Source organism: Protofrankia coriariae (assembly GCF_001017755.1).
Taxonomy (GTDB): domain Bacteria; phylum Actinomycetota; class Actinomycetes; order Frankiales; family Frankiaceae; genus Protofrankia; species Protofrankia coriariae.
This window is the reverse complement of record NZ_JWIO01000001.1, coordinates 194,489-203,352: the sequence shown is the minus strand read 5'-3', so window position 1 is coordinate 203,352 and position 8,864 is coordinate 194,489. Positions and strand designations below refer to the sequence as shown.

Annotated in this window: 7 protein-coding genes (1 of these 7 cut by a window edge); 5 read left to right on the top strand and 2 right to left on the bottom strand. The window is 70.7% G+C overall.

Annotated features, from left to right (window positions below; all coding sequences use genetic code 11):
* A protein-coding gene (locus FrCorBMG51_RS00870; RefSeq protein ID WP_047221229.1) for a Bax inhibitor-1/YccA family protein crosses the window boundary here: on the top strand, window positions 1–781 show its 3' portion. It extends 65 nt beyond the left edge of the window; 781 of the gene's 846 nt are visible here — the last part of the coding sequence; the start codon falls outside the window, past its left edge; its stop codon occupies window positions 779–781.
* A gap of 258 nt (window positions 782–1,039) precedes the next feature.
* On the opposite strand, the gene FrCorBMG51_RS00865 is transcribed toward FrCorBMG51_RS00870, so the two are convergent.
* On the bottom strand, window positions 1,040–1,450 hold the full coding sequence (locus FrCorBMG51_RS00865) for a PPOX class F420-dependent oxidoreductase (RefSeq protein ID WP_013872261.1): 411 nt from the start codon (window positions 1,448–1,450) through the stop codon (window positions 1,040–1,042).
* A 171-nt stretch (window positions 1,451–1,621) separates the two neighbouring features.
* The gene (locus FrCorBMG51_RS26010; RefSeq protein ID WP_013872262.1) at window positions 1,622–1,849 is read right to left on the bottom strand and encodes a DUF4287 domain-containing protein; all 228 of its coding nucleotides are present in this window, start codon (window positions 1,847–1,849) and stop codon (window positions 1,622–1,624) included.
* Window positions 1,850–2,001: 152 nt separating this feature from the next.
* Between FrCorBMG51_RS26010 and FrCorBMG51_RS00860 the strand changes: the two genes are divergently transcribed.
* The 4 genes from FrCorBMG51_RS00860 (at window position 2,002) to FrCorBMG51_RS32295 (ending at window position 8,597) form a co-directional block, all read left to right on the top strand.
* A complete protein-coding gene (locus FrCorBMG51_RS00860) occupies window positions 2,002–2,496 on the top strand; it encodes a hypothetical protein (protein ID WP_235433205.1) in 495 nt (164 codons plus the stop codon).
* Window positions 2,497–3,048: 552 nt separating this feature from the next.
* Window positions 3,049–3,912, top strand: coding sequence for an alpha/beta fold hydrolase (locus FrCorBMG51_RS00855; protein WP_338052657.1), 864 nt, complete (start codon window positions 3,049–3,051; stop codon window positions 3,910–3,912).
* Between the two features lie 1,015 nt (window positions 3,913–4,927).
* Window positions 4,928–6,307: a diguanylate cyclase domain-containing protein gene (locus FrCorBMG51_RS32300; protein WP_476742080.1), complete on the top strand. Its 1,380-nt coding sequence runs from the start codon at window positions 4,928–4,930 to the stop codon at window positions 6,305–6,307.
* A complete protein-coding gene (locus FrCorBMG51_RS32295; protein ID WP_047221226.1) occupies window positions 6,228–8,597 on the top strand; it encodes a diguanylate cyclase domain-containing protein in 2,370 nt (789 codons plus the stop codon). The genes FrCorBMG51_RS32300 and FrCorBMG51_RS32295 overlap by 80 nt, the downstream gene beginning before the upstream one ends.
* Window positions 8,598–8,864 lie beyond the last annotated feature (267 nt).

The window sequence follows — 8,864 nt, the reverse complement described above, 5'->3', positions numbered from 1 at the left end:
TGGCTTCGCCGGCCGGTCGACGCCGTCCTCCGGGTACTACGGCCCCGGGGGGTATGCGCCGCCGGGCAGGGGAGCTCCGCCCACCCCGACGCCGGAGCAGCTCGCCGGGCTGTACCGGGCGCCCAGCGGGCTGACCGTCGACGACGTCGTCGTCCACACTCTGGGCCTGTTCGCGGTGATGGCCGTCACCGGGGCGGTCGGCTGGGCGATCGCCCCGACCACCCCCGCGGTCGGCTTCACGGCGATGTTCGCCGCGCTCGCGCTGTCCCTGGTGATCTCCTTCGGCCGGCGGCTGCGGCCCGCGCTGATCGTGCTCTTCGCCGCTCTCGAGGGCCTGTTCGTAGGCGCGGTCTCCCGGTTCTACGAGGACGCCTTCCACGGGATCGTGCTCCAGGCGCTGCTCGGGACCGCCGTGGTCTTCGTGGCCATGCTGGTGGCCTATCGCAGCCGCCGGCTGCGCGCGACCGAGCGGATGGCCCGGGTCGTCTACGGGTCGTTGCTCGGCGTCGTCATGCTCGGCCTGACCGACCTGGTGATCAGAGCGGTGTCGGGCAGCCATCTGCCGATCATCAATGACGCGTCCCCGCTCGGCATCCTGTTCAGCCTTGCCGTGCTCGTGGTCGCGAGCCTGCAGTTCATCCTCGACTTCGACTACATCGAGCGCGCGATCGCAGCCGGTGCTCCCCGTTCGGAGGCCTGGCGGGCCGGGTTCGGGCTGCTCGTCGGATTCGTCTGGGTGTACCTGGAGATGCTCAGGCTGCTGTCGAAACTGCGCGCCTGACTCCCCTGGCTGGCTCAGGCTACGCGGCCCGCACAGGCCGCGTAGCCGGCCGCGACCGGCTGGCCGTGATGACTCCGGCTGTACGGCGGCTCCGGCTGTACATGGTGGCTGGTCGGCCGCGGCCAGCCGGGTGCCCGGTGGCGGTCAGCCGGGTGCGGCCGCGGCCAGGTGGGTGCGAGTGGCGGCGGGGGCCGGGCCAGCGTTGACTCTCACCTGCTCTGCCGGATTCGCCGTCGCGGGTGGTGACCGGCCCGCTGGTCACCCGGAGCGGTCGGGGCCAGCGTGCTCGATCTCGATACTGATCAGGCAACGCTGGTCGCGGACCATGGCGGCGCGATAGTCCTCCCAGTCCGGGTGCTCGCCTGACAGCGTGCGGTAGTAGTCGACGAGGGGCTCCATGGCATCCGGCAGCGAGATGATCCGTGCGCGGCCCCGCACCTGGATCCACGGCCCGAAGAAGGCGTCGGGGAAGACACACAGCCCGGCCCGCGGGTCGCGATGGAGGTTGCGGACCTTGTAGGCGGTCTCCCTGCTGCTGATGACCAGTCTGCCGTCGGTGTCGACGCCGACGGTGACCGGCGACAGCTGCGGAGTCCCGTCCCGCCGGAAGGTTGCGAGGACAGCCCGATGATTGTCCCGGACGTAGTCCCGTGCCGCGTCGATGTCCATGGGCTGATTCTCGCCCGGCCGGCCCGGCGGCACCGTGCCGGATGCTCCTGCGCTCGTCGCCGAGGGGGGAGGACGACCGGGACCCGGATCCTCATGGGGCTGTGACGCATGCGGGCCGCGCCGGACCGGTCGGGCGAGGAAGGTTACATCGAGCGAAAAGGATTTACCGGGTCAGGTCCGGATGGCGCGCCTGCGCAGATCCGCTTCGTGGACCACAGCCGCCGCATAGCAGTGGGGGAGCCCGTGCTCGTCCCGTAGCCAGTTCACGCGTTCGGAGAAGCGCAGGAGACCAGGCCCGCGGTCCAGGCATCCCAGCCAGTGGCCGACGTCGTGTCCGGTGATTCTAGGAATTCGTTCGATAAGGCTGTGGTGGGTCTCTTCGGAGCGTTGTTGCGACATTGGCGCCTCCAGTACGCACTGGTCAACCAGTCATGGAAGGAGCGTGCACCACCAGTCGGACAACGGCAAGACCCGCCACGGCTGTCACGGGGTAGCCTTTATGGATGGTCGAAGCGGATCCCCCGGCGATTCGGGATCTGATCACTTCGGACGTGGCAGTTGTGGACGCGCCGCTGGCGGCGCTGATCAGCGAGGTACGACGACTGCACGACCGCATCCACGGATGGTCGCCGACCTCCTGGCGAGAACCGTGCGTCCCCTACCGGTTCGGCGCCAACTCACCCGAACCCGGTTCCGGGGTGGGAGCCGGTGGGGCGGGCGTGGCCGCCGGGCCCGGCACCGGTACCCGTGCCGACCGGACGCGTGCGCTGGCCGTCGAACTCGCTGGTCTGGGGCGTGAGGCGGGCTCCGGGCTTCCCGCGGGTGTCGGTCCACCGCTTCTGGCCGACCACGCTCTGGCCGACCAGATCGCCGTACTGGCAACGGACCTGATCGAAACACTGGCCGCGGCCGCTGCCAGCGCCGCCCCCGCGCATGGTTCGTTCTCTTGGAATGATCTCGTAGAACGGGCTCGGCTGGCTGTCCGCGCGGCTCGCATCGATCTGGAGACGTCCCGGCGGTGGCGTGCCGGAGGCCTCCAGCGGTGACCGGTACCGGCGGTCAGTCCTTCTGGGCGGCCGCCACCCGCGGATTTTCCACTCCGTGACACCGTGTCGAAAAGCGGAGTTTCGCGATGATACGTGCCGCTCGGTGTCGACGGCGTTCACGCCGACGGCCCCTCCGTTCTGACGGCCCCTCCGTTCTGGCGGCCCCGCCACGCCGACGGCTCTGACGGCCTTTTGCGTTGGCGCTCCCTTTGTGTTGATGATTCCTTATGCGCTGGCTCCTGGCGGGACGTCGACGGCGCGATGTGGGCCTCGTCGAGCGACCGATGGGCGCCGTCCTGAGCGTGGGTCGGTACGGGCCTACGGCGCTGGGGGCAGCGGCCGCTTTCCTGGCCGGCGGGCTGGTCGGTCCGCCCGCTGACCGGCCCGTCCGAGCTCCGATACGTGTTCGGCGTCACCCGAATAGGTGACCTGTGGTCGGAGTTTGCCGGATTACGAGCGCCAGCGGCGAGCGCTCGCTACCTTCCGTCTATGGGTACGGTTCAGGCCAATGGCATCGAAATCGCATACGAGCTGCATGGCGACTCCGGTGGCTTGCCGCTCGTTCTGGTCGGTGAGCTGGGCCAACAGCTTGTCGGCTGGCATCCTGATCTTATTCGGGCGATGGTGCGCCGCGGTTTTCAGGTTCTTGTGTACGACAACCGCGATGTCGGTCTTTCCACCCATTTTGACCAGTTGGGGCAGCCGGACCTCGTGGCCGTGATGTCCGGGAACGCCGACGCCGCCCCCTACACTCTCGACGACATGGCAGCCGACGCCGTTGGCCTGATGGACGCCCTCGGCTGGCGGTCCGCGCACATCTTCGGGATCTCCATGGGCGGCATGATCGCCCAGATCGTGGCACTGTCCTTCCCGGACCAGGTACGCAGCCTCACCTCAATCTCGGCCACCACCGGCAGCCACGGTGTCGGGCATGCCGCTCGGGACGCCACCGCTGTCGTGCTCCGCCCGATGGTGGCGAGCCGGGAGGCGTACGTGGACGGAGCCGAGCGGGCTCACAACATCGTCGGATCGGCCGAGTTCTCCCCCGACCGCGAGTGGATACGGCGGCAGGCCGGGCTGGCCTGGGAGCGTCGGTACGACCCACATGGCACCGCGCGGCATCTGACCGCGATCCTGGCCACGGGGGACCTCACGCCCGACCTCGCCCGGCTGGAGATCCCCGCGTTGATCGTGCACGGGGCGAACGACCCGCTGATCCCGGTGGCCAGTGGGCGCCTGACCGCCGCGGCCATCCCGTCCGCGGAGCTGCTGGAGATCGACGGCATGGGGCACGACATCCCGCGCCAGGTCTGGGACCGGCTGCTGGACAAACTCGACGATGTGGCCCACCGGGGCGAAGTGGCCGCCGCGGCGCGTCGGGCAAGCGTCTCCATCTCATCATTTGGTCACTCTTAGTAATTGCTTGTAGTCGTCACACATCGTCGTTGTAGTCCTTGCGCGCGGGCGATGTCGCTGGTTCGGTGGCCGGCGGCTCCCGGCAGCGCCGGTGCTGGTATGCCTGTCCGCCTGTGTGGCCGGGTTCTGGTCGGGCCGGCGGGGCCGATCCGTCCGGGACGGATCCGACGGCCTCGCAACCGAGGTTCCGTCAGACCTGCCGGGCCGCCCGGAGCTGTCGGGCTGTCGGTCCTCACCTGGGGTTCTTCGAGCCTGTCAGGCCCACCAGCCATCGGATCCGCCAGCCCGCCGCAGCTGTCGGGACCGGCCGCTGGACCTCCTGGCCGGTCCGCGGATCTCGGACCCGGGAGGGAGCCCGGAGGAGTCGGGAGGGATGCCGGACACGCAGGGAACATGATCTGACCGCCTGCCCTGGCGACGGCCGGTTGGCCGCCCGCCGCCAGCGGATCGAACGTCCCGCTCCTGGGCGTTCTTACTACTGAGTGTCCGCAACTATCATTTTTGTTACATCTGTCCACAGGTGTGGTGGTAGGGGGTGATCGTCCGAGATGTGACAAGGGCCGGAACGATGCCTTCCTACCCGGCCGGAGGCCTTGCGGGGTGTCAGGGCCAAAGGCCGCGCGATCATGTTTTTCGCGTGCCGGGCTCCGAGGGGCCGTGGGTACCGGTATCGACCCGCCGTACGACGGGTCTTCCGGCTTTGTCTGCATACTTCTTCTGTGACGGCAACCGATTACGATGAGGGATAAAGGCCATTCGCACAGTTTCGGTACCGGGCGACCGTCCGGCGTTCGTCGAACGATCGCCCGTCCTCGCTGGTGACGCAGAAGGCGGGCGGCTACGACGATCCGTCCCGCTGCTCGTCGGGCTGGCGGTGGTGATCGCGCTCGGGGCGCTGGCGCTGGCGGTCCGGCAGGCGGGTCTGCGTGAAGGCGAACGGCAGCGGCTGTCCGACCGCACCCGGCTTGTCGAACGGGTCGCGGAGAACGCCGCGAGAACGTCCGACCCACGGCGGATGGGCGCGCTGGTCGCCAGCTTCTCCTTCGCACCCGACCAGCCGGCCCACAACCGCAGGATGCTGGAGCAGCTGGCGACGGCGCCGGTCGGTGACGTCAGCCTGCTGGCCGCCCTCGTCGGCATCGACGGCGGCTCGCTGGTCGCTGTCCCGGACGGGCCGCGGGTGACGGCCGCCGATCTCGGTGCCGCCTGGACGGCGGCGCTGGCCGGGCAGCCGGCCATGTCGCAGGTGTTCGTCCTTGACGGCATGCCGGTGCGGGCCACGGTCGTGCCGGTGGGCGCGCCGCGTCCGTGGGCGGTGCTGGTGCGCGTCGTCGACGAGGGGGCGGCCCGGGAGAGCAGCGAGAGGTTCGCCGCTCTCGACAGCGTGTCGGGCAGCCTGTGTGACGTCGACGCGGACGGTGTCGCGGCCGCCTGCTGGAAGCAGGACCTGCGGGGCCGGCGGCTGGTCGAACCACGCGAACTGGCCGGTCTGGTCCCGGGCACGGTCCGGGTGTGGATGTCGAGCGGCGCCGGGGAGCAGGTGGTCAACGTCGCCGAGAAGCAGTCCACGACCGGATATGTCACGATCTTCCAGCAGCCCACCACGCGGCTGTTTGCGGACCTGCGGGCCGCGGGGCGCCACGGGGATCTGACGCTGCTGGCCGTTCTGGTGGTCTGCGTCGGCGGGCTGGTCGTGTTCGGGCTGCGCCGCGAGCAGGTCGCCCGGCGGGCCCGAGCGCGGCTGCACACCATGCTCGGAGGGGTCCGGGACATCATCGTGGTCGTCGGTGACAACCACGAGATGACTTTTGTCAGCCCCGCCGTGCGCGACCTGCTCGGCTACGACGCGGCGTCCTGGATCGGCCGGGTGCTGACCGACTTCGCCGATCCCGACGACGTGGCGCGGATCCGGCGGCTGCTGGCCGACCCGACCGGGGGCGGTGTCCTCGACGTACGGCTGACCACCGCCGCCGGTCAGCCGCGCTGGTTCGACCTGGAGGCCAGCGACCTCACCAGCCATCCCGAGCTCGCCGGTGTGCTGGTGACCTGCCACGAGGTCGGGGAACGCAAGGACCTGCAGGACCGGCTGAGCTACCAGGCGTCCCACGACCTGCTCACCGGGCTGCCCAACCGGGTGGCCTTCATGAGCGAACTGGAGAAGGCGGCTGGTGCCGTCCGTGCCGGCGGCGCGCCGTTCGTGGTGCTGTTCGTCGACCTCGACCATTTCAAGCCCGTCAACGACGGTTACGGCCACGACGCCGGTGACGTCGTCCTGCGGGCCGTCGCGGAACGTCTCGTCCAGATCCTGCGGGACGGTGACCTGGCGGTCCGGCTCGGCGGTGACGAGTTCGGGGTCCTGTTGCGCGGCGCGGACGAGGCGGCCGCCGCCNNNTGACGAGGCGGCCGCCGCCGCGGCCGCCGACCGGATCATCGAGTCGGTACGTGTCCCGATCATGGTGGGTGCCTCGGTGGTCCAGGTCGACGCCAGCATCGGTATCGCGCCCTCGACGCTCGATGTCGCGCGGCCCGAACATTTCCTGTGCGTCGCGGACAACGCCATGTACGAGGCCAAACGGGCCGGGAAAGGCCGCTTCGCCATGGCGACCGGGGGGTCGCCCAGCGCGCTGGCGGGCCCGCAGCCCGCTGTGCCCGTCACCGAGACCGACGACGTGCTCCCTTCAGTGCTCCCTTCAGCGGTGCCCCCATCCACGCCGCCGCCGCTGCCCGAGCCGCGGCGGCCCGCCGGGCAGCCGGCCCGCCACCGTTTCCCGCTGCCGGCCGCGCCCGCTCGCATCGCCTACGGCTGTCCCCCCCGCGGCTGGTTCGGCCGGCTGGGGCCGCCGCTGGTGGCGGGCGGGGCCCTGCTCGCCATGGCTGCGGTCAGCCTGTGGCTGCAGACACAGGCCCGGCACAGCGCCGAACGGCAGCGCCTGGCCGAGCACGTGGCGCTCACCGCCATCGTGGCGGACGCGTCCATGCACAGCGTCGACAGCCAGCGTCTGATCACGGCTGTGTCGGCGGCGCCCTGGTCGTTGAGTGACCGGGATGCCGACGCCGCCGTGCTGCGCTCGTTCGCCAGGTCAGGGATCAGCGGCAGGAACTACGTCTGGGCGCTGGCCGGCCTGGACGGCCACCTGCTGGCCACCGAACCGCCGTCGCTCGCCCTGCCGATCGGCCCGGACGACCCGGCGTGGCGGACCGCCCGTGCGGGACGGGCCGGCAACTCGCCCGTGATGAACGTCGACGGGATCTGGCGGGACTACGTGACGGTCCCGGTCCTGCGCGAGGGCCGGCCGGTGGCGATCGTCGTCATCGGGGAGTCGCTGCGGGACTCGCCCAACCAGGCCAACCTCGCGACCAGCGGCACGCTCGGGTTCGTCGTGGGCGGGCTGTCCGTGGTGGATTCGGCCGGCACGGTCACGTTCTCCTGGAATCCCGACCTGATCGGCCGGCGGCTGGTGGCCGCGGCCAGCCTGGCGGCCCTGCGGGTCGGCGAGGCCCGGCAGATCGACGACGCCGGCGGCCAGGTCACCATCGTCTCGCCGCTGGCGAACATGCCCGACGGCGGCTATGTGGTGTTCCAGCAGCCGGTCCAGGCCTTCTACGGGGACATCCGCTCCGGCCGGCTCGTCCGGGACGGCAGCCTGCTGGCTGTTGTCGCCGCCGCGCTCGTCGGGCTCAACGTCCTCAACGGCCGGCGTGAAGCGGCGATTCGCCATGAGCAACGACGGCTGCAGGCCCTGCTGCACAACGCCCACGACATCGTGATCGCCACCAGGGCGGACGGGAAGATCACCTTTGTCAGTTCCGCCGCCGCGTTCCTGCTCGGCGTCGCGGCCAGCTCCTACCTCGGCCGGCGCCTGCCCGACGTCGCCCACCCGGACGACGCGGGCGTCCTGACGGAGCTGCTGCGCCAGGCCACCGGCGGGACCGCTGCCGGGGCCGGCAGCGGCGGGACGGGCCCCGGAGCAGGGGCGGGGAGGGCCGTGGCACGCGACGTCCGGCTGTCGGCCGCGGGCAGCGGCCACCGCTGGTTCGACATTGAGGCGATCGACCTGCGGGACCGCTCAGAGGCCACCGGCATCCTGCTGACCTGCCACGAGATCGGCGAACGCCGGGTCCTCCAGGACGAGCTGAGCTATCAGGCGTCCCACGACGCCCTCACCGGCCTGCCGAACCGGTCGGTGTTCGCCCGCCGGCTCGACGAGATCGCCGCCCAGCGTCCGACACCGGCGTTCGCGGTCCTGTTCATTGATCTTGACCGGTTCAAGTCGGTCAACGACACCTACGGCCACAACGCCGGCGACGAGGTACTGAGGATCATCGGTGCCCGCCTGCGGGAAGCCGGCACCGAGCGGGACGCCGTCTGCCGTCTCGGCGGGGACGAGTTCGCTGTCATCCTGGGTGACGCCGACAGCGGCCGGGCACGCGATCTCGCCGACCAGCTGCTGGGGGCGATCCGGCGGCCGATCGTGGTCGGCGGGCGTTCCCTCACCGTGGACGCGACGATCGGTGTCGCCCTTTCGGAGTCGCAGGACGCGCCGCCCGGCGCGGTCGTCCGCAACGCGGATCTCGCGATGTACCGGGCGAAGGAGGCCGGCCGGGCACGCCCCGAAGACCATCCGGAAACCGCTCGCCCGGACGCCCGTCAGGAAGCCTGCGTGCCGTCAGCCGGTCAGCCCTGACGTCCGGGTGCGCCGCCGGCCGCGGAGATGCCGGCGAGCGTGGGTACAGGTACAGGTACAGGTATGGGTATGGGCATGGATGTGGATGTGGATATAAGATGATTACTTTTCGTATAAATCGGTGGCTGTGAGCGTATGATGATGACTGTGGGTACGCGCTAGCTGGCGGCTCGGCGTCGTCCGCCGCGGGACCGCAGGTAGTCGCGCACGACGTAGCGGCCGAGCGTCCCGGGATCCGGGGAGAGCATCCGGCCGCCGTTGCGGCGG

Bases quoted from the DNA above. Each gene is read 5' to 3' on its own strand.
- FrCorBMG51_RS00865 (WP_013872261.1), bottom strand. From the start codon at position 1,450: ATGGACATCGACGCGGCACGGGACTACGTCCGGGACAATCATCGGGCT.
- FrCorBMG51_RS26010 (WP_013872262.1), bottom strand. From the start codon at position 1,849: ATGTCGCAACAACGCTCCGAAGAGACCCACCACAGCCTTATCGAACGA.